Source organism: Pseudomonas sp. WP18, assembly GCF_036689585.1.
Classification (GTDB): Bacteria; Pseudomonadota; Gammaproteobacteria; order Pseudomonadales; family Pseudomonadaceae; genus Aquipseudomonas; species Aquipseudomonas chlororaphis_E.
This window is the reverse complement of sequence record NZ_CP144758.1, coordinates 4,594,430-4,618,053: the sequence shown is the minus strand read 5'-3', so window position 1 is coordinate 4,618,053 and position 23,624 is coordinate 4,594,430. Positions and strand designations below refer to the sequence as shown.

Sequence of the window (23,624 nt, the reverse complement as noted above, 5' to 3'; positions counted from 1 at the left end):
GCGACTGTAATGGCAATGATTCCCGAAACCCTGGCGAACCTGAACCTGTTCGTCGACGGCGTTAGCTTCCAGGGCGACGTGCCGAGCCTGACGCTGCCCAAGCTCACGCTCAAGATGGAAGAACATCGCGGCGGAGGCATGGATGCCCCGGTCGAGCTGGACATGGGCATGGAAAAACAGGAGGCGAACTTCACCACTACGGGTGTGCGTCGTGAGTCGTTGAAGTTCTTCGGCTTGGCCGACGGCACTGCGTTTAACGGTACATTCCGAGGAGCCTACAAAGGGCTCAAAGGCAAAGTTACGCCGGTCATCGTCACACTGCGCGGCACCTTGAAAGAGGTCGATATGGGGGACTGGAAAGCGGGCGACAAGGCCGAAATCAAGCATGCCGTCGGACTGACCTACTACAAGCTCGAAGTGGACGGCCGAACCGTCTACGAGATCGACCCCATTGGCATGCGCCGTGTCATCAATGGCGTTGATCAACTGGCCGCCCAGCGTTCTGCATTGGGCCTCTAACTCTTCTTGATACCCGCCTGGCGAATCGCCCGGGCGGCGTTTCCTCTTTTTAAGGACCCACCTCTATGAGCAATACCGCAATTCCAAGCTGGATGACCCTGGCCGCTGACCGCGTCACCGTGAAACTGACTGTGCCCTCTGAAGCCAACGGCGTGCGTGTCGATACGCTGAGCCTCCGAACACCGACCGTGCGTGATCTTCGTATCGCCCGCCAAACAGCGCCCAATGATGAAGAACAGCAAGATCTGAATTTGTTCGCCTCCCTGGCTGAAGTCAGTACCAAGGATCTGGATGGTTTGGCGCTGAAGGACTTCTACCGCATACAGGCCGGCTATTTTCGCCTGGTGCGAGATGATGAACTTCAACCCGAAGGTGCAAAAGCAACTGGCTAAGCGTCTAGCCACCGAGTTGAATTTTTCCGCCGCTGAAATCCTCGCCATGCCATTTTCCGACATGGTCTGGTGGCTCTCAGACTGAAACAAGGGGTAGACGATGGCTAGCAAACTGGCGTTATCGCTGGTGATTGGCGGCGCCGTCAGTTCGACGATGGGGTCTGCCTTCCGCACGGTTGAAGGTCACATCAAAAAGCTGGAGGACAAAGGTAACAAGGCCAAGGTGCTCAAGAGCACCATCAGCGAAACCATCCGCCTGCGCGATGAATGGAAGCGGGCTCACGACAGCGGCGCGGCTTCGGCGGATGGGCTGTTGCGCAAGCTCAACGGCAACCTTGATGCCCTACGCAAGCAGGGCGTGGAGGTGGGCAGGCTGGGGCAGGAGTACCAGCGCCTGGGCCGTGCAGCCAAAGCCGCTGATCTGCAGCTCAAAGGTCACCAACAGCTCGATGCCGGCAAGAAAGGACTCACGTCGAGCATTGGTCAGGGTGTTGTCGCCACAGGCCTGGCCGCGATACCGACCAAGGTCAGTGCGGATTATCAAGCGATCATCCGCGACATCGCGATCAAGGCGGACGTGGTCAATAAGCCGCAAGAAACACAGCTTAGCCAGACAGTAATCCAGACCTCTCGCGATACGGGCATGGCCCGTAACGACGTGGCGGACCTGGTAAACCAGCTAGTCGGTGCCGGTATGGACCTCAAGCAGGCCATGGCCTATGCACCGACGGCGGCGAAGTTTGCCATCGGCCAGGGCGCGTCCGGCGTCGACACGGCCAGCATGATCATGGCGCTGCAGCAGAACGCCAAAATCACCGACCCGAAGGTGATGCAGCAGGCCCTGGAGGCCATCGCCTATCAAGGGCAGGCGGGGAGCTTTGAGGCCAGCGACATGGCCCGCTGGTTTCCTCAACTGCTGGCGAGCATGGAGAAGAACGGCAGCACCGGCATGGAGGCGGTCAGCTCCTTGGGTGCGATGCTTCAAGTCCAGATGAAAACTGCTGGCGGCTCGGACGAAGCGGCCAACAACCTCAAGAACTGGATGGAGAAAATCGGTTCGGGCGACGTGGTCAAGGCGTACAAAGACGCCGGAATCGACTATCAAGGCTCCCTGAACACTGGCATTCAGAAGGGCATGTCGACCCTAGAATCCAGCTTTGCCCTGGCGATGAAATACATCCAGGCGACCGACCCGGCGAAGGCCGCGAAGATGGCCGAGGCCCAGGCCAAGATCAGCAAGGAAACAGATCCGGAGAAGGCCAAGGCGGCGCTCGATGCGCTGGAGAAATCCCTGCGTACCGGTGACCTGTTTGCTGACATGCAGGTCAAGGCGGCACTCACGGCCTACTCGCAAAACAAGTCGCTGTACGAGCAGTTGAAAAAGGATTCGCAGTCCTCTGGCGGGATCCTCGATAAGAACCTGGCCGAGCGGCGCGAAACGTCGAGACAAATGTGGGACGAGCTGGGCCAGGCGGTTAGCGATGGCATGCGCAGTGTGGGTGACGCCATCCGCCCGGCGACCGACGCGGTCGCCCAGGGCCTGACTTCAATTGTGCGTGGGCTGACCAAGCTTTCGGATGGCTCGCAACCGGTGGTGCTTGGCATTGCGGGCATCACCGCCGGCCTGTTGGCCCTCAAGACGGCTGCCAGCGCGGTGAAAATTGGCAAGGGGCTGTACAACATATCGCGCGGCCGGGTGATGGAACGAGGCGTGGGTGCCCTCGGTGATGCCGCTACCAAGGCTCCGAAAACCGGTATCAAAACGGTGGACAAGGGGCTGGGTGTGCTCGGCAAACTCATGGGAGGCAGCCCGGACGCTGGTACAGGCGCTGGCAGCGAGCCGCAGCGGGTCTTTGTCGTCAATGCGGATGCTATCGGCAGGGCCAGTTCCAGTGGCCCGGGCACGGACCCTGGTGGCGCTACACGTAGGCGTCCACGTGGCCGCCGTGGTCGTCGTTCAGGCGTGGGGACCATGTCGCGCAGGCTGATAACCGCTCGGGCGCCGAGTGCCCCGGCAGTGGCTGCACCGGCAATGCCATCTTTGCCCAAAGCGTCTGCAGTGTCCGCCTTACCCAAGGCCGCAGCGGTGGCCGCACTCCCAATGGCTGCCGTGGCAGAGGCCGTTCCTAGCGGTTCACTTGGTCAGGTGGTGAAGTCGATAAGAGGGGTGACGCGTCTCTCCAAGCGTATCCCAGGTGGTTCGGTACTCGATGCGGGAGTGGGGGTCTTGGACACCGCACTCAATGCCACGACTCAGGACGAGAAAGCCGAAGGATACGGCGGGGCCGCTGGCGGTCTTGCGGGCGCGCTCGCTGGAGGTGCTGCCGGTGCCGCTATTGGTTCGGTGGTGCCGATCATCGGCACCGCCATTGGGGGAGCAATCGGTGCCGCTTTGGGCGGTTTGGGTGGCGAGAGTATCGGCGGCTTCTTGGGTAAGTCTTGGTTTGGCCGTGATGACAAGGCTGAGGACGCAAAGGCCGACAAGCCTGCGGCATCTACTGAAGCGCCGACCAAGCAGCCCGAAGTTGCGAAGGTGGCAGAACCGACGCCGCCAGTGCCGCCAAAAGTTGAGCAGGCTTTCAGCTTTGCGCCGCACCTTTCCATCACCGTGCAAGGGGATGTGAAAGACCCGGCACAGTTGGTCCGGGAGCTGGAGCCGCATCTGCGTCAGTTGATGGAGTCCTTCTCCCGGGACGTGGCCGCCCGCCAAGCATCGAATCAACTGTTCGATTCCCCTCACGTTTAAGGAGGTGCCATGGCCTACATGGAGCAACTGCAATCGGTGCTCAAATCACTGCTTGCAGCGGGTGAGGCTGGCCGTACCAGTCTCGACGGCATGCTGGGCCCGCTTAATGGTGCAATCAGCGACATGACGGGCGCCGCCTCGGAGCTGGAGGGGGTGCCCTTCATCGGGCCTGCCATCGGCGCCAAGGTGCAACGGACCATGCGAGCAATCAACGCGGCACAGTCCACGGTGGGCCAGGTGGCGGCCAAGTACAACCAAGCCGTCACCGCAGCCGGCCAGATTCAGGAACGGCTGGGTTCGCTCAAGGAGCAGGCGGGCAAAGCGGGAGCAGCGATCAATCGCATCGCCGGCCAGGTAAGCCCATCGTTGAGCAACATCATGCCCACGGGTTCATTTGCTCCCCAACTGACACCAGCGGCCGAGGCAGTGAAGCCGTTTCCGCACCTGCTGATCATGCAGCCCCTGGAGCCGAACGTGCAGCCGTATTACTTCAACCTGGATACGGCGGCATTCGAGGAGTTACGTCGGCAGACGTCGTTTCGTTGGGCAGGCCAGGAACGTCTGACACGCAGCATCGCCCAGCAGGCTGTCGGCCAGGGAGAGGACAAGATCAGCCTCAAGGGTGTGATTTTTCCAGGCTTTAAAGGCGGGCTCAAACAGCTGGACACATTGCGCGCCATCGGGCGCCGTCTGCAGCCGGTGAATCTGACCACCGGCTACGGCGAAGTGCTCGGCACCTGGTGCCTGCTCAACATCGAGGAAGAACAAAGCAACCTGCTCGCGGGTGGCATTCCGCGTAAGCAATCCTTTTCACTGGAGTTTGTGAGCTATGGCGACGACCTGCAGAACGTCTGACGGGGATCTGTTGGACACCGTCTGTCATCACTACTACGGCCATCTGAATGGCACGGTGGAGGCCGTGCTTGCCGCCAATCAAGGTCTGGCCGATGAGCCTCAACCGTTTCGCGCTGGTGTGATCATCCTGCTGCCGGATCTGCCGGCACAGACGCTGGAGGATATCCAACTGTGGGATTAACCCGCACCGTCGCACCTTACAAACCCCGCCCCGTGCGGGGTTTCTTTTTTCTGGAGTGTCGCCATGAAGCCGACCTTTCGCATTGTGGCGGACGGCAAGGACATCACCGCGTTGATCAATGACCGGTTATTGAGTCTGCGCACCTCGGATAAGCCGGGCATGGATTCGGACGACTTCGAGTTGCGGATTGATGATCGTGATCAAGCGGTTGCGCTGCCCACACGTGGGGCGGGTATCGAGATTTACCTGGGGTATACCGGCCAGGCCCTGACCCGCTTGGGGCGCTACACCGTCGACGAGATCGAGTTGTCGGGGCCGCCTGATACGTTGGTGATCCGGGGTAAAGCCAGTGACATGCGCGGCAGCGGCAAGACCGTGCGCAGCGGGTCCTGGGAAAACGTGCCTCTGCAGCAGATTGTCCGCGACGTGGCAGCCCGCAATGGTTGGCAGCCGGTGTGCCCGGTGCAAACCAAGGTGCCTCGAGTCGACCAGCTCAACGAGTCGGATTACAACTTCATCACACGTCTTGCCAAACAATATGACTGCACGGCCAAGCTGGCCGACGGCAAGCTGTTGGTCATGCCTCGGCAGGGCGGCCAGACCGCTAGCGGCAAGAATCTGAGCCCTGTGGTTCTGAGGCGCGCTGATTTGAGCCGTTATCAATTCCGCCTCGGCGACCGCAATACGCAAAAGGCGGTCCGCACAAAGCACCAAGACAAAAAGTCTGGAGCCCTTAAGGTGGTTGAACTGGACAACGACGACCTGCCGAACGGCCTGCCAGCGGTCCATACCGATCGGCATATCTACCCCAACAAGTCAGCCGCCGAGCAGGCCGCCAAGGCGCGCCTGGCCGCGTTTAATCGCAGCAGCGCCGGGGTTCGCCTGGAAATGGCCGGGCGTACCGATGTATTTGCCGAACGGTCCATCATCGTCCAGGGAATCAAGCCCGGGCTTGATGGTGAATACCTGGCTGAGGCGGTGGAGCAACTGTTCACCTCCAGTGGCTGGACCACCACGGTCGAGTGCAACGGCGGCAAGAAGGGCAAGGCCAACGCCAAGGGTAAGAAAAAGAAGAAGGAAGCCAAGCCGGTCAAGGTCGTCCAACTTTAGGCGCATCCAGCATCACTCTCAAACACAACCACAACCCGCCATCGAGCGGGCTTTTTTTGGAGCCCCCCATGTCTATCACCGAGCAGCAATTACAACGGATCATGCCCAACGCCCGCCGCCAAGTGGGCGTTTTTGTATCGGCGCTGAACGCCGCCATGGCCCACCGACAGATTGATACACCCAAACGGCAGGCGGCATTCCTGGCCCAGGTTGGGCATGAGTCCGGCCAACTGCAGTACGTGCGGGAGCTGGGTGGCGATCAATACCTCAGCAAATACGACACCGGTTCGCTGGCTTCGAAACTCGGGAACACCCCCGAGCCCGACGGAGATGGCCAGCGCTATCGCGGTCGCGGCCTGATCCAGGTAACGGGTCGTAACAACTACCTGCGCTGCAGCTTGGCGCTGTTCGGCGACGAGCGTCTGTTGCGCACTCCCGAACTGCTGGAGCTGCCCCAGTGGGCGGCTGAGTCGGCTGCATGGTTCTGGTGGGTCAGGGAGTTGAACGTGCTGGCTGATCGTGATGAGTTCGAAACGATCACCCGGAAAATCAACGGCGGGCTCAATGGCCTGCAGGATCGTCTGCAGCTTTGGGAGCGGGCGAGGGCGGTGCTATGCGTCTCGCCGACCTGATTCCGCTGCAATACCGCGTGCTGGCTGCCGGGGCTCTGTTGTTCGCTTTGGTCGCCGTTTCGACGGCCGTCGCCTGGAAGGTTCAAGACTGGCGATACGGCCTGCAGCTTGAAAAACAGTCCCGACTCCACACCGAAACCCTCAGCCAAATAACCCTGGCCTCCACCGCGCTGCAGCGCGCCGAGCAGGACAAGCGCCTTGCCTTGGAACAGCAGTTGGCCGCCAATGACCAAACCCACTATCGAGCCCTTACCCATGCCCAACGTGATCAGGATCGTCTGCGTGATCGCCTTGCTACTGCTGATGTCCGGCTGTCAGTCCTACTCGACGCCACCGATGCCGCCAACGGCTGTGCAGTGCCAGCCACCGCCAGCGCCGGCGGCGTGGTTCATGGAGCCACACGCGCCCGACTTGACCCGGCGCATGCTCAACGAATTATCGGCATCACCGATGCCGGCGACCGGGGGCTGATAGCCCTGGCAGCTTGCCAGGCCTACGCCAAAGAAGTTTCAACACCGAAATGAAAAGGAGCGACCGGACCGGATGCGCCAACATCCGGACCAGTCGCCGTCCCTGCAGATGTCCCTGCAAGTCCAGCCAAGGCTCCTGCTCCGTGCACAAAGCGCGGCGAGCCTAGCACCTGTTTATCCATACAGTAAAGGTCTTGCTTTCAATGTCTTCTCCCATCATCCCTTGGATGGGCGGCAAGCGCCGCCTAGCCGAACGCCTCATCCCGCTTTTCCCGCCTCACGAATGCTATGTCGAAGTCTTTGCCGGCGGCGCCGCGCTTTACTTCATGCGACCCCAGGCCGCCCCCGTCGAAGTCCTGAACGATATCAACGGCGACCTGGTGACGCTCTATCGCGTCGTGCAGAACCACCTGGAAGAATTCGTGCGCCAGTTCAAATGGGCGCTCAGCTCTCGCCAGGTGTTCGAGTGGCAGAAAATGATCCGTCCCGAAACCCTCACCGACATCCAGCGCGCCGCGCGGTTCTTCTACCTGCAGCACCATGCCTTCGCCGGCAAGGTCACTGGGCAGACGTTCGGCACCGCGACCACTGGCCCGGCCATCAACCTGCTACGGATCGAGGAGAACCTCTCGGCCGCGTGGCAGCGACTGTCCGGTACCTACGTCGAAAATCTCCCCTGGCTTGATTGCGCTGAGCGCTACGACCGCGCTCATACGTTTCACTACATGGACCCGCCGTACTGGCAGACCGCTGGATATGGCGTGGATTTCCCGTTCGAGAATTACGAGCGGATGGCTGACTTTATGCGCCGCTGCAAGGGCAAGGTCATGGTCAGCATCAACGATCACCCGGACATTCGGCGGGTGTTCGAGGGCTTTCACTTCGAGACGTTGGACATTCGGTATAGCAATACGAACCAGCGTCAGGGCAAGGCCGATGTCAGCGGCGAACTGGTGATCATGAGCTGGGAGCCGGCAGCGTTGGGAGGGTTGTTTTGATGGTTATCGCTCTTGATCAGATCCGCTTGCTATGTGATTACGCCGGAGCGTTACTGTGGTCACACAAACGAAGGACCAAGCCCATGGAAACCGAAACCGCCGACAAATACTTGAGCATCTTTCCTTCCCAACTGCTGGCAGCGGTGGCACGCGGTGAGGTCGATCTCAACCACTGGGCCGGCGTTTTGCTAGCTGGGCGAGGGTTGGACCAGAATGCACGCTGGGTGGGATTTCCTGAGGCGGCCCGCCTCCTGGATCAACGTAGTCAGGCTTAGCTTTCTTCTGAACGCCAGGGGAGCAGCAGCTGTGCTCCCTGGTTTTTGACGTTACCCACCTCCTTGCCAACGGCATACCATTCGAATTCGGCCTCCGACCGGGAACGGTCCCTCGCTATCTCCTCCGCTTGTGCTGGACTGAGATCCGGATCCAGCCATTCACGTGCTTGTTCAGGTGCTAACACCAGCGGTCTGCGATCATGGATGTCCACCATGCCCTGGTCGCATGACGCGGTAATGATTACGAAACCCTCACCGTCTTGCTCCTCCAGCCCTGGGCGGGCCTGTGCGAGCGCTCCAAAGAACATCGGCTTCTGATCCTTCAACCTGATGAAGTAGGGTTGCTTTTTCTTCGGGTCATTTGAGTCTTTGACCCACTCATACCAGCCCTCGCTGGGCACCAGTGCGCGCCCGGCCGGCCAAAGTTGTTTAAAAAACTTTCCCGTCGTAACAGTCTCGATCCTGGCGTTGATTGGGTCCGGACGTTTCCCCTTCGCCCAAAAGGGCGCCCAGCCCCATCTTACTGGCGTGATGTGAACGCCTGCCTCCGTGCTATGCAGGATCTGCACGCGGGTTGTCGGAGCCACGTTGTATCGGCTGATTGGCTCCGCATCGTACCCGCCGAACAATGGCAGTTGAGGGCCCAGTTCCTCCATAAACACCGCCATTCCTTCGTACTGCACGAATCTCCCGCACATGAGTCGTCCCGCCTGTCAGATTTTTCCTATACAAAATTGACCGCAAACCTTGTACAAAGTTAACTGTATGTTCGTACAGTATTTCGGATCGTGCGTCATGAGCTATTCAATTCTAGGCCCTATTGCCGAGGGTGGCTTGAAGCTGCCCTTGTGTTCGTTTCGAGTACCCGCCGGGTTTCCGTCTCCGGCGGCGGACCACATCGAAGCGCACATCTCATTGGATGAGGTTCTGAACATTCGCGCTCCGCATGTCTACCTGGTTTCCATTGCCGGGGAGAGCATGCAGGGCGCTGGGATCTTTGAAGGGGACCTAGCCGTTGTGGATCGTGCGTTGGAACCTGCGCATGGCCACATCGTCGTGGCGCTGCTGAACAATGAACCCGTGTGCAAGCGCCTTTGCATACGTGGGAAGGAGGTGATTCTCCTGTCGGAGAACACAAAGTACCCACCGAGGTACGTGCTTGAGGGCGACGAGCTGGTCATCTGGGGCGTCATCACCTGCAGCGTGCGCAGCCATGTCTAAAGCCCAGCCTGTTTTCGCTCTGATCGATTGCAACAGCTTCTATGCCAGTTGCGAAAGAGTGTTCCGCCCTGACCTGGCCCGCGTGCCCATTGTGGTGCTGAGCAACAACGACGGCTGCGTGATCGCCCGCAGCTACGACGCCAAGCCCTACGTGAAAATGGGCGAACCGTATTTCCAGATCAAGCACATGCTGCAGAAACACGGCATCGTCCCGTTCTCCTCGAACTACGCGCTCTACGGGGATATGAGCGAGCGTGTGATGACGCTCATTGAATCGATGGTGCCTGCTGTCGAGGTGTATAGCATCGACGAAGCCTTCGCGGATCTCACTGGCATCGACGGCCGGGATGCCCTTGGCCGCAAGATCCGCAGCCACGTGTTGCGCTGCACCGGTATTCCGGTTGGGGTAGGGATCGCTCACACGAAAACCCTGGCAAAGTTGGCGAATCACACGGCCAAGCGCCTGCAGGTGCAAACAGGCGGCGTGGTCGACATCTGCGACCCATTTAAGCGCGACTGGGTGTTGCGCAACACCGACGTGTCTGAAGTCTGGGGAATCGGTCGCAAGATGAAACTTCACTTGGACACCATGGGTATCAAGACCGCGATGGACCTGGCAAAGGCCGACCCGTGGACGCTACGCAAGAAATTCAGCGTGGTGATCGAGAAGACCGCCCGGGAGCTGGCCGGCACGCCGTGCCTGGAGCTGGACGAGCCGGACCCGCCGAAGCAGGAGATCTGCTGTAGCCGAATGTTTGGTAAGCGGCTCACGGAATTGGCTTCCATCAAGGAGGCGGTAGCCACGTACATGATGCGGGCCTCGGAGAAGCTCAGGTCGCAGAACTCGCTATGCAAGAAGATCCGCGTCAGCATCCGCACCGGCATGTTTAACCCCGAGGAGGCGAAGTATGCCAATGGGGTACTGATTGACCTGCCGTATCCGACTGACGATGTACGATTGCTGACGAAGGCGGCCGTGGATTCGCTTGATCGGGTGTTTCGGCCGGGCTTCAAGTACAGCAAGGCGGAAGTGTTGTTGATGAACCTCTGTCAACCGGGAGAATATACCAGCGATCTGTTCGCACTATCCCAGCCACCTGACGCCACGAAGCTAATGACCGTACTGGATGAGATCAATAGTCGGTGGGGGAGAGGAACGTTACGCACGGCCGGGGTGCCTGCAGCACCGGACTGGGAGATGCGTAGAGAAATGATGAGTCGGAGTTACACCACCAAGCTGGGTCAGCTTTGGCAGGTTACGTGTCGATAATGCCCCGTCAACGCCAAGGCAGGCGCATTGGCCATTTCAGGCGTGATATCATGCGAGCCTTTTGATTGCTCAGCAAGTGATTGATTTTACGATGGTTTAAAACAGCTATGTTACTCAGCCCGGGAGTTGCAATACAAATGGTCAAGAAAAGCAGGGGCGCTAAGCCAACTGAAGAGTCGAAGCGTGAGGCTGAGGCTGCCGTTTCTGTTGTAGCGCGTCAGGTCAAGTTTAACGTCGCTGAGTATCCCGTTTCCATGTATGTCGACAGATTTAAAAACGATATAGATGATCGATACTTTGTCCCATCATACCAGCGAAACCTTGCGTGGAACGATGAGCAGAAATCGCAATTTATTGAATCGTTAATAATAGGGTTGCCTATCCCATTTATGTTTTTTTATCAAACAGGGGACGGTAGGATGGAAATTGTGGACGGGTCTCAGAGAATGAGAGCTATGAGGTCGTTCCTCAAAGAAGGGCTCCGTCTGCGTGACTTGGTTTTGGTCCCTGAGCTGAACGGTTTCTCGGTTGAAGATCTTCATGCTGACAGAGTTAATAAGCTAGAAGATATAACTATACGTACAATTATTCTTGATACGGATACTGACCCGTCTACACGAGCGGAGATGTTTGCACGTATCAATCGGATGGGAACGACCGCAAACGAAGCAGAAATTCGCCGAGGATCACTGCCAGGTGCAGTGACCGAAATGATAACCAAGTTAGCCGAGGATCGCAGGTTTGTGGCGATGACTCCACTAACTGCTAAAGCGATAAGCTCACGGGAGCGCGAAGAACTCGTTACTCGTTTCTTTGCGTACCTGAATAGAAATGATACCCCCGATGGTCGGTTTCCTGGTTATAGAGATCGTCCAAAGAAATTTATATATGATTATCTGAAAGACGCTAACTCGGCTGCAAAGGATAATCCGAAAATTATCGAGCAGATGGGTGAAGAATTCTTTCGGATGTTGGATTTTGTTCGAAAAACATTCGAGTTGGGCTTCAGAAAAAATGGAACTGCTAACACGGTGCCGCGCGTCAGGTTTGAAGCTATAGCGGTGGGCTCAGCACTTGCCTTGAGGAAGGTTCCTGATCTTGAAGTTGACCCGAAGGTGATTTCAGAACGAATGAAAACCGAGCATTTCGACAGTGTCGTTGTCTCCGATGGAGCGAACGTGCGCTCCAAGCTAGAGGGTCGGATTGACGTTGTTGTACGTATGTTGGTTAACGAATGACTACTCTAAGAGCGGCTTTGGCAGAGCGGAAAGAAGAGTTTTCTGTCCATATGGCCCTGGCGCATGCTTTAGACCGCAGACTTATCTCCGGAGATCCGGTTTCGATTGGAGAGACGGCGGTAACGGTGCGGCACTTGCTGACAATTAAGTCAGGCCTGATAGTCCATTTGTATAACATAGTTGAGTCAGTAATGACACGAACGATTCAGGAGGTTGGAGAGGCAGTTCAGGGCGCTCGTCCTTCTGAATGGACAACGGAAACTTTGAAAGAATGGCTTCGGTACTATGCGGCTTCAGGAGGAGATGGGAATGAAGACACCCGCCTGGACGTTGTTCACAAGGCTGCCTTAAAGCTGTTAACCAAAGAGCCAATTCGAGAGCTTACTTTTAAGAAGCCATCTGGAACGTGGTCGGATAAGGTGATTTATACTTTTTCGCAACGACTGAAAGTGGATTTTAGGTTTACGGCGGCGTTGGCGGTAAAGATGGCCAAGAGCTCGACATATGCAGATAAAACCCCGTTAGAGTTTTTGGCTGATAGAAGAAATGCGATTGCACATGGAAGGCGCTCGTTTGAAGACGGTGCGCGTGAATTGAGTTTGCAGAGTATACAGGATCTTGCTGATGTAACTATTGAGTACATGGAGCATGCTGTGGATGCATTTCAGAAGTTTGTAGACGATAAACATTATGTGGCGGCCGTTTGATGCGCAATACAGAAAAAATTATGGCGGTCGATTTGTTTTGTGGGGCCGGTGGTCTTACTTACGGGTTGGAGAGCTCCGGTATTTCAGTGACCCTTGGGGTTGATATAGACCCGAACTGTGCTCATGCTATTGAAGCAAATTCAAATGCCAGGTTTCTGCAAGCCGACGTTGCTTCGTTGGACGTCGCGGAAGTTAAGAAGGCGCTGTCGGGCGGTGATTTTACACTTCTTGCAGGCTGCGCGCCCTGCCAGCCTTTCTCCACATATTCACGTGCCGCAAAACAGAGGCATGGAGTTGGTGCGGGTGATGGGCGAAGCGAGGATTGGCGTCTTGCGGAGCACTTCGGAAATGTTATACGTGAGGTGCAGCCTGATATCGTGACAATGGAGAACGTCCCTCCATTGGCACAGCAGGACGTGTTTAAAATTTTTTTAGAAAAGCTTGAAGGTTATTGGGTGGATTGGAAGGTTATCGAATGTAATTCGATCGGTCTTCCCCAAACTAGAAAACGACTAGTATTAGTTGCTTCGAAGTTGGGTCCAATCGAAATTCCTGATTTCGATTTGCCTAGGAAAACAGTGCAGGACACAATTGGTGGTCTTCCTAAGATAGTAGCGGGAGGAGGAGATCCGAACGATAAACTTCATAAAGCTAGTCGACTCAGTGCTCTGAATATGAGGCGGATACGCTCTTCGGTTCCCGGTGGTACTTGGAGGGACTGGCCTGAAGAACTTCTTTCCTCATGCCACACAAAGGAAACTGGTGCAACTTACCCTTCAGTTTACGGACGGATGGAGTGGGATTCTCCAGCTCCCACTATTACAACGCAATGTTTTGGCTATGGAAACGGGCGTTTTGGACATCCTGAACAGGACAGAGCTATAAGCCTTCGCGAAGCAGCAATGCTGCAAGGGTTTCCACGTGATTACTCGTTTCTCCCCGATGGAGAGCCTGTTTCCTTTGCTAAGGTTGGTAGGTTAATAGGCAATGCGGTACCTGTAACATTGGGAGAGGTGATTGGTCGATTTATCAGGCAACATGTCGCGGAATATAGTCAGTTGCGTACTATTGAGCAGCGAGTGGGATAAATAGGGGGTATTTAAGGAGGGGCATAATGAATGACTTATTTGCTACAGATCTAGACGCGAAAATTGCACGGTTTCATAAGGCTTTTGATGGTCCCGCTAGTTTGCTCACAGCAGTACTTCGAGGGCACATGATGGTCGAGGAAAGGCTGTTTGATGTGATATCGGGTGTAGCCATTTATAGCCGCACTTTCAAAGAAAACGACTTATTTACCTTCGGCATTGCAGCCAAGCTTGCCCAGGCAATCATAGGTTCTGCGGAGATGTTGACTTATGGAAAGCGGTTACATCGTTAAACGCGCTCCGTAATGCCGTAGGGCACCGAAATGAGCCTGCACGGTTAGATCAGCTATTAATAAAGCTCTTCAGAGATACCGACCACACGGCTTGTAATGTTTTTAGAGGCGAATACCATTCTTGTCAGCATGAAGGCGAGTCGGAAGATACTCATGCCATGGTCATTCGATTGCGCTGCATGGCGATATGGGGTCAATTCGGTGAGCATGCTGATAAACTTACACAGGACTTAGGTGATATATTACTAGCCCGATGGTTATGTTGAGCTCTTAAGATTCGAGTCGTACATGGCGGCGCTTATTGGCCCGGGGTAAAAGCCTACCTGCTCGCAGCTATAAATCTGAAGTATAACTTTGTCCTTGCACGACTTGATACCTTGTTTAGTAAGATCTAAGTAACTCCCCTCAAGCATACGCTCGCGACCTACCACTGCGATAAGAACACCTTTGGCGGGACGTCCAGTGAGAAGCTCGTAGATCTCGATTTTCTTAGCGAGCCAAGGGCCGTAAACAGGCGCATCCAGATAAGGTTTACGTAGGTAATGGACATCAAGAATGATGTCCTCTTGTAAATCATCGTCTTGGCGTAAAGCATCTAGCGTTAGTGAAGTATCCCCTTGGCGAAATTCTACTTGATGCTCAAAGTACAGATTATTCTCTTTTTCATAGTGGGCTATAGCTACATGGATAAGAGCAAAGTTTAGTATGTCGGATCTGGATGCAGCGCGCTTTTCAACTTGATGATTGGCAGGCTGGTCAGCGGAGTTTATTGGTGCGAGGGTTGAGGGTTTGTCGCCGGTGATTAAAGCCTTTAGTTCTTCGAATTTATCAGTTATCAAATTACTGAAAGAGTCAGCAAGCAGCGCCTTATATTGTTTTAATGCCTTTCGATCAATGGCGTTGGTATGAGACATTTTATGGTGTTTAACGCATAGCAAAATAAGGTTTTCAAGAATGTTATTGTTACGGTTCTGGTCGATGTGGTGAATTTCTAGGTAGGTATGCTCATTGCACCCTTTAATAGCGCAGCAGTGGCCTGATTCGACTTCAACAGACCGGCGGAGGTCTGCTGGGATAGCTGGTCGAGGCTCTTCGTATGCTTTGTTAGATGTCATGTGAGCTTATAGTCCCTGCTCGTTGATGAGTGCCGCAAAAGAAGCCGTCCTAGGAAGACCGCTCGTACCAATTTCCGTACCACTGTACGTGTTTTGGAGTAATTAAGCAGGTGGTACTGAGTGCAGAACTCCCGTTTTCATTGCTCCGTGCGTCTTAGAAGAACCCACCCCGCATAGCGGTGTAATTCTGTTCCAGAGACATGAAACTACCTGTGGGATTTTACGCAAAGGGCAAGGGTACGGTGGCGGACACGGCGCTGCAAGCTCGGCAATCGAGGGCTACTCGTCGCGACCTTCCATCATGGTGCGCTTGAGCATCACGTAGACCGCCCCGGCACCGCCATGTTTCGCCTGGCAGGAGGTGAAACCCAGCACTTGCGGGTGCTGGCGCAGCCAGGTGTTGACGTGACTCTTGATCATCGGCCGCTTGCCGTCCAGGCGCACGGCCTTGCCGTGGGTGACGCGCACGCAGCGGATTTCGAACCGGGTGGCTTCGGCCAGGAAGGCCCAGAGGGTTTCCCGGGCCTTTTCGACGCTCATGCCGTGCAGGTCGAGGCTGCCCTCGAAAGGGATCTGGCCGACCTTCAGCTTGCGCATCTGGCTTTCCTGGACGCCGTCGCGCGCCCACATCAGTTCGTCTTCGGGGCCGACGTCGATCACGAACTGATCGGACAGGCCGTCCACGGTCGTGGCATCGGTGCGCACGGTGGCGGCTTGGCGCAGCTTGGCGATCTGGGCGCGATCGGCCTTGGGCTTGCCGGTCTCGGCACGGTCGTGTTTGATCGGTTTTACGCCCTGGATCGCACTTTTGAACAGGGAAAAGTCGTCGTCTTGCATGTCAGCCTCCGCGAAGCCGGCCAGTTTACCCAACTCTGGCGGGATCAGGCGCGACAAAACGTCGGATGGCGGCTCAGTCGTGTTTTTTCATCAGGTGCGGAGCCATGGCCAGCTCCAGGGATTGACGGGCGCGACGGCGGCAGCGGCGCCAGAGCCAGACGCCCAGCCACAGAACGAGCAGGCCGACCGCCAGGATGATGGCCGAACCGAGCGGGGTGGCGTTCAAGTCGCCCAGCGCGGGCGGACGGCCCAGCAGGCTGGCGGCACCGGCCATGGCCAGCAGGACACCAAGTGTTGCCAGCAGCGCAGCGATTGCCGCGCCAATACGAAATCGCCAGTTGCTCGGGCCTTTGGGCCGCAAGCGACGTGCGTCAAAACCATCGGATAACTTCATTCCGATCTTCCTCAATGGGTATCGGCCCTTCGACCGGAAGATGTTCGGGTTGTTCCTGACACCAGGGCAATTGCGGCAAATGAGAGGCTTTTACGGATGAGCGGCGAAAGTGGCCGCTCATCGAAGGATCGATCAGATGAAGTCCCGGGTCAGGGCCAGGGTGGCGAAGTTGTCCGCCATGATCGCCATTTCGGTCTGGTGCACATGCTCGGCGCTGAGCACGCCGCCCTTGTGCGGCAGGTCGCGGGTGGCGCAAGCATCTTCCACCAGGGTGCAGCGAAAGCCCAGGTTCTTGGCCGCGCGCACGGTGGTACTGACGCTGGAGTGGCTCATGAAGCCGCAGACGATCAGGTCCAGGGGGCCGAACTCTTCCAGGCGCTTCTTCAGTTCGGTGCCGTGGAAGGCGCTGGGCAGCAGCTTGCCGATGATGGTTTCGTCGTCCTGGGGTTCGAGGCCCGGAATGAACTCGCCGCGTTCGCCTTGTGGATCGAACAGCCCGCCATGGGTGCCCAGGTGGCGCACATGCACGATCGGCCGACCGGCTGCCCGGGCCGCGCCGAGTAGCTGCTTGATGTTCGCGACTGCTTCATCCATGCCGCTCAGGGCCAAGGGGCCGGCGAGGTATTCCTTCTGGGCATCGATGATGATCAGGGTCGCTTGACTCAGGTTGGCTGCTGCGTAGCCGCGGCCGCTGAGTTGAAACATCGTTTTTGGAACGGACATTCTGGGGCTCCTTCGGGTGGGGCTTTTGCGACATTGTCCTCTGGCTGAGCGGTTCTGTGAATCGCTTCGATTGCAAGCGGCGCCGTTGCTGGCCTACAGCCTTGTCAAGATGCTCGTCTTGTTCAATAGGTTGCGCAAAAAACGGATAGATCCTACGAATGCCTCGGAGTTTTTCTTTCGTCCTTGAGGCGTGTTTGGGTGGGGCGCGTTTGACTGGTAGACTCGCCCGTCGATTTTTCTGGAGTTTGCCGCCGTGATCACTTCCCGCCTTCGCACCCTGCGCGACCATATCCGTTGGGCCGTCAGCCGTTTCCATGGGGAGGATCTGTTTTTCGGCCATGGCACCGACAACGCCTGGGATGAAGCCCGCCAACTGGTGTTGGGCGCACTCCACCTGCCGTGGGAAATTGCCGATAGCTACCTGGATTGCCGCCTCGAAGACGAGGAACTGGTCCACGTGCAGCGCCTGCTGCGCCGGCGTATCGACGAGCGCATCCCGGCGGCCTACCTGCTGGGCGAGGCCTGGTTCTGCGGGATGTCGTTCATTGTCGACGAGCGCGTACTCGTCCCGCGCTCGCCGATTGGCGAGCTGATCGAAAAACGTTTCGAGCCCTGGTTGGGCCAGGCGCCTGCGCGAATCCTCGACCTGTGCACCGGCTCCGGCTGCATCGGGATCGCCTGCGCCTACGAGTTTCCGGAAGCCGAAGTGGTGCTGGCCGACCTGTCGTTCGAAGCGCTGGAGGTGGCGAACCAGAACATCGAGCGCCATGGCGTCGACGAGCGGGTGTTCACGGTCCAGGGCGATGGCTTCGACGGCCTGCCGGGGCAACGTTTCGACCTGATCGTGTCGAATCCGCCTTACGTCGACGCGCAGGATTTCGCCGACATGCCCCAGGAATACCAGCACGAGCCGGCGCTGGGCCTGGCCTGTGGCGAGGATGGCTTGAACCTGGTCCGGCGGATGCTGGCCGAGGCGGCTGATCACCTGACCGAGAAGGGCTTGCTGATTGTCGAGGTGGGCAACAGCCAGGTCCACGTCGAGGCGCTGTACCCTGAGGTCGATTTTGCCTGGCTGGACTTCGAGCGGGGCGGCCATGGCGTGTTCATGCTCAGCGCCGAGCAGTGCCGCCAGCACCAGGGGCTGTTCGCTTCACGGGTTTGATCTTCTGGATTGCCGATCGCTTTTTGTGGCGAGGGAGCTTGCCAGCCCCCTCCCAGCCGGTCATCAATGCCGCGTCGCAATCCAAATCAATAATCCCGCCTGGAACATGGCAAATGCCACCAGGCAGGTGATGGTGAAGCGCAGGCCGGTGTCTTCGCGCTTGAACTTGTTGACCTTCTCTTCCTGCTGCTTGAGCCGGACTTCCTGTTCCGCCAAGTTCTGCTCGGCTTGTTGCAACATCTGCGCGGCTTCGAGAATCTCCACGAACTGCAGCTTCTCGGTATTCCAGTCTCCCACCAGGTCGCCGACGTGGGTCGCCTTGACGCTGCCCTTGAGGTGCTGGGCGTCGGCGTAGACCACTTCGAAACCCTGGGCCTTGAGAAAACGGTCACGGCGCAGGCGGGTGTCTTCGTTCAGCGCGTCCTTGTTGTTCAGGTCGCTGCCTTCGACCCGGTAGCCCGACCAGCGTTTCTTCGCCCAGGTGATGCCCTGGGCGGCGAGGAAGCGGCCGATGCCACGGTTCATCGGCTCGATCTGCAGGTTGTCCGGGGAAAAGGTCAGGCGCTTTTCGACGTGATCGGCCCAGACATCTAGGTGATTCTGTTCCTTGCGCACGCGCTGGCCGGGCAACTTGATGCTCAAGCGCAACAGGCTGCGCTCCTTGCTGTGGCGTTCGGCATAGCTGAATTCGACGAAGCGCAGCGGGCGCGCACCGGTGGCGCGGTCGGTCTTGAGCGGGGCCAGCCGGAGCATTTTGTGATGCTCGGCTTGCACGTCCGCCCAAGGCAACTGCTCCGCAGGCGTGGCGGTCGCTTCGGTAGGGGCTTCGGTATCGGGTGAAGTGGGTGTTTCAGTCATAACGGCAAATCCTGTCCTGGCCGGCGGGTCGGCAGCGATTGCGCTGCCCGACACCGGTTTATCGGCCGTTTTCGCCGGGACTGGAGGGCTAAAAGCGTTTAACGGGTAGCGATCGAGCGAATGAACGCCGGGATGCGCGTGCCCAGTTCAGCGGCCAGGGGACGGTTGGGGTCCTTGTAGGAAGCCAGTTGTTGTTTCACGTCCTTGGGCACGATGCGCAGGACATGATTCATGCCCTCGACCAGCGCCAGTTCGGCGTCGGGCTTGGCGGCTTTCAACTGCCGGGCATCGTCGACACTGACCTGAATGTCATGGCTGCCCTGGATGATCAGGGCGGGCACCTTCAGCGCCGCGAACGCCTGGGCCGGGTCCTGGCGGAACAGCGAGATCAGGTACGGCTGCACGCTGGGGCGGAAAATCACTTGCAACGCAGGCGGCACGTTCGCGTCGGGCTGGCCGGCCTTGAGGCTGTCGAGCAACTCGTTGCTGCGCAACATCAAAGGTGCCGGCAGGCGGCTGGCCAGTTGTTGGCGCAGGAGCTGGTCGATGGGCCGGGCGCTGCCGGACAACGAAATCACGCCCGCGGCGTTGGCCTGGGGCGCGGCGAGGCTGGCGATCAAGGCGCCTTCGCTGTGACCTAGCAGAATCACCGGGCCCATTCGCGGATCGGCGGCCAGCTTGCGGCTCCAGGCCAAGGCATCGGCCACGTAGGCTTCGACGCTCAGGTTACGCTCGTCCGGCGTTGCGGCCAGGCTGGCGGCCACCCCCCGCTTGTCGTAGCGCACGCTGGCAATGTCGTGCCTGGCCAGGAGCCAGGCCAGGCGCTTGAGGCTGTCGTTGCGCCCGCCCTCCGGGTTGTTGCCGTCGCGATCGGTCGGGCCGGACCCGGAAATGATCAGGACCACCGGCACCGGCGTGTCGGACTTGGGCAGCAGCAGCGAGCCGAACAGTTCGCCGTTGCCCGTATCGATGCTGATCGGACGTTGCAGCACCGTGGCCTGGGCCAGGCCGGAAAACAGGCCGATGAACAGGGTAACGCTCAAGACAAGCAGGTTTAACATCATCACGCCATTAGTTGCGAAGGTGCCGGTTGGACTGGCGCCGACCGAGAAGGTTCGAGGATGAACTACGCGGGGAGCCTGCGTATACTGGCGTCCACTACGAATCCAAGGTTGAGTTTCTCAGCGATTTCACGGAGCACCCTGCATGTCCGGCAATACCTACGGCAAGCTGTTCACCGTCACCACCGCGGGCGAAAGCCATGGCCCGGCGTTGGTCGCCATTGTCGACGGCTGCCCGCCGGGCCTGGAGATTGCCCTGGAGGACCTGCAGCGTGACCTCGACCGCCGCAAGCCCGGCACCAGCCGCCACACCACCCAGCGCCAGGAAGCCGATGAGGTCGAAATCTTGTCTGGCGTCTTCGAAGGGCGCACCACCGGCTGCGCCATCGGCCTGCTGATCCGCAACACCGACCAGAAGTCCAAGGACTACTCGGCCATCAAGGACCTGTTTCGCCCGGCCCATGCCGACTACACCTACCATCACAAGTACGGTGAGCGCGACTACCGTGGCGGCGGCCGCAGTTCGGCCCGGGAAACCGCCATGCGTGTGGCGGCCGGGGCCATCGCCAAGAAATACCTGGCCAGCCAGGGCATCGTCATCCGCGGCTACATGAGCCAGTTGGGCCCGATCGAAATCCCGTTCAAGACCTGGGACTCGGTGGAGCAGAACGCGTTCTTCTGCCCCGACCCGGACAAGGTGCCGGAACTGGAGGCCTACATGGACCAACTGCGTCGTGACCAGGATTCGGTGGGCGCGAAGATCACCGTGGTGGCCGAAGGGGTCATGCCCGGCCTCGGCGAGCCGATCTTCGACCGCCTCGACGCCGAGTTGGCCCACGCGCTGATGAGCATCAACGCGGTGAAAGGCGTAGAGATCGGCGCCGGTTTCGCCTGCGTCGCCCAACGGGGCACGGAGCACCGCGATGAGCTGACCCCGCAGGGCTTCCTCAGCAACAACGCCGGCGGGATCCTCGGCGGCATTTCCTCGGGCCAGCCGATCGTCGCGCACCTGGCGTTGAAGCCCACGTCCAGCATCACCACGCCGGGCCGCTCCATCGACACCCAGGGCAACCCCGTGGACGTCATCACCAAGGGCCGTCATGACCCCTGTGTCGGCATCCGTGCCACGCCGATCGCCGAGGCCATGATGGCGATCGTGCTGATGGATCACCTGCTGCGCCATCGTGGCCAGAACGCCGATGTACGGGTGAGCACCCCGGTGCTGGGTCAGCTTTGATGGCTGACCTGCCGGCCGCCGTGGCCTGACGACCATGGCGGCAGTGCCGTACTGGCGGCTCTCCAGTTTCTACCTGTTCTATTTCGCGTTGCTCGGTTCGACGGCGCCGTTCCTGGCGCTGTACTTCGATCACCTGGGGTTCAACGCGGCGCGCATTGGCGAACTGGTGGCGATCCCCATGCTGATGCGCTGCGTGGCGCCGAATATCTGGGGTTGGCTGGGAGATTACACCGGCCGACGCCTGGCCATCGTGCGCTTTGGCGCCCTCTGCACGTTGTTGGCCTTTTCGCTGATCTTCATCGACAAAAGCTACGCCTGGCTGGCGATGGTGATGGCGTTGCATGCGTTCTTCTGGCACGCGGTGCTGCCGCAGTTCGAAGTCATCACCCTTGCGCACTTGAGCGGGCAGGCTTCGCGCTATAGCCAGATCCGCCTGTGGGGTTCCATCGGCTTCATCATCACGGTGGTGTTGCTGGGGCGGTTGTTTCAATGGCTGAGCCTGGACATCTACCCGGTGGCGCTGGTGCTGATCATGGCCGGTATCGTGCTCGCCAGCTTCTGGGTCCCCAACGCCCAGCCGTTGCAGGGGCCGCGGGTGGCGGGGGAGGGCTTCGTGCGGCAATTGCGCAACCCCGGCGTGCTGGCGTTCTACGTCTGCGTGGGCCTGATGCAGGTCAGCCATGGGCCGTATTACACCTTCCTGACATTGCACCTGGAGCAGTTGGGCTACAGCCGTGGGCTGATTGGCCTGCTCTGGGCGGTCGGCGTGGTGGCGGAAGTGCTGGTGTTCCTGCTGATGAGCCGGATCCTGGCGCGATTTTCGGTGCGCCGTGTGCTGCTGGCCAGTTTCCTGTTGGCGGCGTTGCGCTGGTTGCTGCTGGGTTCGTTGGCGGAGTTTCTCTGGGTGCTGTTGTTCGCCCAGGTGCTGCACGCGGCGACCTTCGGCAGTTTCCACGCCGCGGCCATCCATTTCGTGCAACGCAGTTTCGGCCCTCGCCAGCAGGGCCAGGGCCAGGCGCTGTATGCGGCGTTGGCCGGCACCGGCGGGGCATTGGGCGCCCTGTATTCCGGCTACAGCTGGAACGCCCTGGGCGCCAGTTGGACATTCAGCCTGGCCAGCCTAGCTGCCCTTGCTGCTGCCGTTATCATTGCGACACGCATGCAAGAGCACCGGCCATGAGCCTTCGAACCATTATTTTCCTGGAGCCATTGTCATGAGCAGCCTGTCCGTCTACCACGTCTCGACCCCCGATCTGCCGAACAAGGTGCTGACTCACTTCGAAGACATCGTCGCGACCCTGGCCGAACAGGGCGTTCGCTTCGATCGGTGGCAGCCTGCGGCGAGCATTCCCCCCGGCGCTCGCCAGGAAGACATCATCGCGGCCTACAGCCACTCGATCGATGCCCTGATGACCGAGCGCGGCTACGCCTCGGTGCAGGTCATGCGCGTGACCCGTGAGGATCGGCAAAACGCCGAGCTGCACGCCCGCTTCCTTGAAGAGCACAGCCAGGCTGAAGAGGAAGTACGATTTTTCGTCGCGGGTCGTGGGCTGTTCGCTCTGCACATCGACGATTACGTCTACGCCGTGCTGTGCGAAAAGAATGACCTGATTACCTTGCCGGCTGGAATGCCGCGCTGGTTCGACATGGGCGAGCAACCGCATTTCATTGCGCTTCGCCTGGCGAACGCCGAGTGCGCCGATGCGCAATTCACCGGCAACGACATTGCCGGCCGGTTCCCGCGCCTGGAAGACTAAAAAACCGTGGGAGCGAGCCTGCTTGAAAGCGGTGGGTCAGTCGGCGGATAGGCTGGCTGATGTTCCGTCTTCGCGAGCGGGATCGCTCCCACAAAGGGGTGTTTCTGCTGGGTCCTGAGGGGCCAGGATCAGGCGCTGTGATAGGTCGGCAGGGCGAAACGGTGCTGGCTTTGCAGCATGGCAATCTGTGGCAACTCGCTGGCTTGTTCGGCCAGGTCGCGGCGGATTGCGCTGATGGCCCAAGACAGCTGGTCGCCGGCATGCAGCTGGGCATAGGAAATCGTGCGCTTGAACAGTTTGCCTTCGCTGTTGCGCAAGGTCAGCAGGATGCCGCCATCCGGGCGGGCTTGGGTGGTCACTTCATAGTTGGAAAACAGGGACGCGAACTTCTCTTGAATCATGTTCATATTTGACTGCTCCATGGTCTTGTTAGCAAACCGTGGAGGGGTAGTTGCAGTGTCTGTGCCAGCCTCGCTTTATCTAAA

Annotated in this window: 28 protein-coding genes; 20 read left to right on the top strand and 8 right to left on the bottom strand. The window is 58.6% G+C overall.

The window, feature by feature from the left end; translation table 11 throughout:
• Nucleotides 1–9: 9 nt before the first annotated feature.
• The 10 genes from V5F23_RS20385 to V5F23_RS20340 all read left to right on the top strand — a co-directional run bounded on the left by V5F23_RS20385 (nt 10) and on the right by V5F23_RS20340 (nt 8,178).
• A complete protein-coding gene (locus tag V5F23_RS20385) occupies nt 10–519 on the top strand; it encodes a phage major tail tube protein (RefSeq protein ID WP_338496326.1) in 510 nt (169 codons plus the stop codon).
• A 65-nt stretch (nt 520–584) separates the two neighbouring features.
• Nucleotides 585–911, top strand: a complete 327-nt coding sequence (locus V5F23_RS20380) for a phage tail assembly protein (RefSeq protein ID WP_338496324.1) — start codon at nt 585–587, stop codon at nt 909–911.
• A gap of 100 nt (nt 912–1,011) precedes the next feature.
• Nucleotides 1,012–3,657, top strand: coding sequence for a phage tail tape measure protein (locus V5F23_RS20375; RefSeq protein ID WP_338496322.1), 2,646 nt, complete (start codon nt 1,012–1,014; stop codon nt 3,655–3,657).
• A gap of 9 nt (nt 3,658–3,666) precedes the next feature.
• Nucleotides 3,667–4,512, top strand: coding sequence for a phage tail protein (locus V5F23_RS20370; protein WP_338496320.1), 846 nt, complete (start codon nt 3,667–3,669; stop codon nt 4,510–4,512).
• Nucleotides 4,487–4,693 carry a tail protein X gene (locus V5F23_RS20365; protein WP_053124044.1) on the top strand — a complete coding sequence of 69 codons (207 nt, stop codon included), beginning with the start codon at nt 4,487–4,489 and terminating at the stop codon, nt 4,691–4,693. Before V5F23_RS20370 ends, V5F23_RS20365 begins: the two co-directional genes overlap by 26 nt.
• 63 nt (nt 4,694–4,756) lie before the next feature.
• Nucleotides 4,757–5,803, top strand: a complete 1,047-nt coding sequence (locus V5F23_RS20360; RefSeq protein ID WP_338496318.1) for a contractile injection system protein, VgrG/Pvc8 family — start codon at nt 4,757–4,759, stop codon at nt 5,801–5,803.
• 68 nt (nt 5,804–5,871) lie between these two features.
• Entirely contained in the window at nt 5,872–6,435 is a 564-nt protein-coding gene (locus V5F23_RS20355) for a glycoside hydrolase family 19 protein (protein ID WP_338496315.1), read from the top strand.
• Entirely contained in the window at nt 6,417–6,959 is a 543-nt protein-coding gene (locus V5F23_RS20350; RefSeq protein ID WP_338496313.1) for a lysis system i-spanin subunit Rz, read from the top strand. Before V5F23_RS20355 ends, V5F23_RS20350 begins: the two co-directional genes overlap by 19 nt.
• 149 nt (nt 6,960–7,108) lie before the next feature.
• Complete coding sequence (locus tag V5F23_RS20345; RefSeq protein WP_338496311.1) at nt 7,109–7,903, top strand: DNA adenine methylase; 795 nt, start codon at nt 7,109–7,111, stop codon at nt 7,901–7,903.
• Nucleotides 7,904–7,986: 83 nt separating this feature from the next.
• On the top strand, nt 7,987–8,178 hold the full coding sequence (locus tag V5F23_RS20340; RefSeq protein WP_338496309.1) for a hypothetical protein: 192 nt from the start codon (nt 7,987–7,989) through the stop codon (nt 8,176–8,178).
• Here the strand turns inward: V5F23_RS20340 and V5F23_RS20335 are convergent.
• Nucleotides 8,175–8,876 (bottom strand): SOS response-associated peptidase family protein, encoded by a 702-nt coding sequence (locus V5F23_RS20335; protein WP_338496306.1) that lies wholly within the window; start codon nt 8,874–8,876, stop codon nt 8,175–8,177. The genes V5F23_RS20340 and V5F23_RS20335 overlap by 4 nt on opposite strands.
• A gap of 97 nt (nt 8,877–8,973) precedes the next feature.
• Between V5F23_RS20335 and V5F23_RS20330 the strand changes: the two genes are divergently transcribed.
• The 6 genes from V5F23_RS20330 (at nt 8,974) to V5F23_RS20305 (ending at nt 13,995) form a co-directional block, all read left to right on the top strand.
• A complete protein-coding gene (locus tag V5F23_RS20330) occupies nt 8,974–9,399 on the top strand; it encodes a S24 family peptidase (RefSeq protein WP_338496303.1) in 426 nt (141 codons plus the stop codon).
• Nucleotides 9,392–10,669 carry a translesion error-prone DNA polymerase V subunit UmuC gene (gene umuC, locus V5F23_RS20325; protein WP_338496300.1) on the top strand — a complete coding sequence of 426 codons (1,278 nt, stop codon included), beginning with the start codon at nt 9,392–9,394 and terminating at the stop codon, nt 10,667–10,669. Before V5F23_RS20330 ends, umuC begins: the two co-directional genes overlap by 8 nt.
• A gap of 137 nt (nt 10,670–10,806) precedes the next feature.
• Nucleotides 10,807–11,907, top strand: a complete 1,101-nt coding sequence (locus V5F23_RS20320; RefSeq protein ID WP_338496297.1) for a DUF262 domain-containing protein — start codon at nt 10,807–10,809, stop codon at nt 11,905–11,907.
• Nucleotides 11,904–12,614, top strand: coding sequence for an MAE_28990/MAE_18760 family HEPN-like nuclease (locus V5F23_RS20315; protein WP_338496294.1), 711 nt, complete (start codon nt 11,904–11,906; stop codon nt 12,612–12,614). The genes V5F23_RS20320 and V5F23_RS20315 overlap by 4 nt, the downstream gene beginning before the upstream one ends.
• Nucleotides 12,614–13,702 carry a DNA cytosine methyltransferase gene (locus tag V5F23_RS20310; RefSeq protein WP_338496292.1) on the top strand — a complete coding sequence of 363 codons (1,089 nt, stop codon included), beginning with the start codon at nt 12,614–12,616 and terminating at the stop codon, nt 13,700–13,702. The genes V5F23_RS20315 and V5F23_RS20310 overlap by 1 nt, the downstream gene beginning before the upstream one ends.
• A gap of 26 nt (nt 13,703–13,728) precedes the next feature.
• Entirely contained in the window at nt 13,729–13,995 is a 267-nt protein-coding gene (locus tag V5F23_RS20305) for a hypothetical protein (RefSeq protein ID WP_338496290.1), read from the top strand.
• A gap of 257 nt (nt 13,996–14,252) precedes the next feature.
• Here the strand turns inward: V5F23_RS20305 and V5F23_RS20300 are convergent, their stop codons facing one another.
• The 4 genes from V5F23_RS20300 to V5F23_RS20285 all read right to left on the bottom strand — a co-directional run bounded on the left by V5F23_RS20300 (nt 14,253) and on the right by V5F23_RS20285 (nt 17,064).
• On the bottom strand, nt 14,253–15,110 hold the full coding sequence (locus V5F23_RS20300) for an HNH endonuclease (protein WP_338496288.1): 858 nt from the start codon (nt 15,108–15,110) through the stop codon (nt 14,253–14,255).
• A 279-nt stretch (nt 15,111–15,389) separates the two neighbouring features.
• The gene (locus V5F23_RS20295) at nt 15,390–15,947 is read right to left on the bottom strand and encodes a Smr/MutS family protein (protein ID WP_053146321.1); all 558 of its coding nucleotides are present in this window, start codon (nt 15,945–15,947) and stop codon (nt 15,390–15,392) included.
• A gap of 73 nt (nt 15,948–16,020) precedes the next feature.
• Complete coding sequence (locus V5F23_RS20290; protein ID WP_042732310.1) at nt 16,021–16,341, bottom strand: hypothetical protein; 321 nt, start codon at nt 16,339–16,341, stop codon at nt 16,021–16,023.
• A 132-nt stretch (nt 16,342–16,473) separates the two neighbouring features.
• A complete protein-coding gene (locus tag V5F23_RS20285) occupies nt 16,474–17,064 on the bottom strand; it encodes a cysteine hydrolase family protein (protein WP_042732309.1) in 591 nt (196 codons plus the stop codon).
• A gap of 253 nt (nt 17,065–17,317) precedes the next feature.
• Between V5F23_RS20285 and prmB the strand changes: the two genes are divergently transcribed.
• Nucleotides 17,318–18,226, top strand: coding sequence for a 50S ribosomal protein L3 N(5)-glutamine methyltransferase (gene prmB, locus V5F23_RS20280; RefSeq protein ID WP_042732308.1), 909 nt, complete (start codon nt 17,318–17,320; stop codon nt 18,224–18,226).
• Between the two features lie 63 nt (nt 18,227–18,289).
• Here the strand turns inward: prmB and V5F23_RS20275 are convergent, their stop codons facing one another.
• Nucleotides 18,290–19,084, bottom strand: a complete 795-nt coding sequence (locus V5F23_RS20275; protein WP_042732307.1) for a hypothetical protein — start codon at nt 19,082–19,084, stop codon at nt 18,290–18,292.
• Nucleotides 19,085–19,182: 98 nt separating this feature from the next.
• On the bottom strand, nt 19,183–20,148 hold the full coding sequence (locus V5F23_RS20270; protein ID WP_212802904.1) for an alpha/beta fold hydrolase: 966 nt from the start codon (nt 20,146–20,148) through the stop codon (nt 19,183–19,185).
• A 142-nt stretch (nt 20,149–20,290) separates the two neighbouring features.
• Between V5F23_RS20270 and aroC the strand changes: the two genes are divergently transcribed.
• The 3 genes from aroC to V5F23_RS20255 are packed head-to-tail and all read left to right on the top strand — an operon-like array spanning nt 20,291 to nt 23,139.
• The gene (gene aroC / locus V5F23_RS20265) at nt 20,291–21,382 is read left to right on the top strand and encodes a chorismate synthase (RefSeq protein WP_047736471.1); all 1,092 of its coding nucleotides are present in this window, start codon (nt 20,291–20,293) and stop codon (nt 21,380–21,382) included.
• Between the two features lie 34 nt (nt 21,383–21,416).
• Entirely contained in the window at nt 21,417–22,562 is a 1,146-nt protein-coding gene (locus tag V5F23_RS20260) for an MFS transporter (RefSeq protein WP_212802903.1), read from the top strand.
• A gap of 34 nt (nt 22,563–22,596) precedes the next feature.
• The gene (locus tag V5F23_RS20255; protein ID WP_338496279.1) at nt 22,597–23,139 is read left to right on the top strand and encodes an acireductone dioxygenase; all 543 of its coding nucleotides are present in this window, start codon (nt 22,597–22,599) and stop codon (nt 23,137–23,139) included.
• Nucleotides 23,140–23,267: 128 nt separating this feature from the next.
• Here V5F23_RS20255 and V5F23_RS20250 read toward each other — a convergent pair whose 3' ends face one another.
• Nucleotides 23,268–23,546, bottom strand: coding sequence for a DUF3509 domain-containing protein (locus V5F23_RS20250; protein WP_042732342.1), 279 nt, complete (start codon nt 23,544–23,546; stop codon nt 23,268–23,270).
• Between the last annotated feature and the right edge of the window lie 78 nt (nt 23,547–23,624).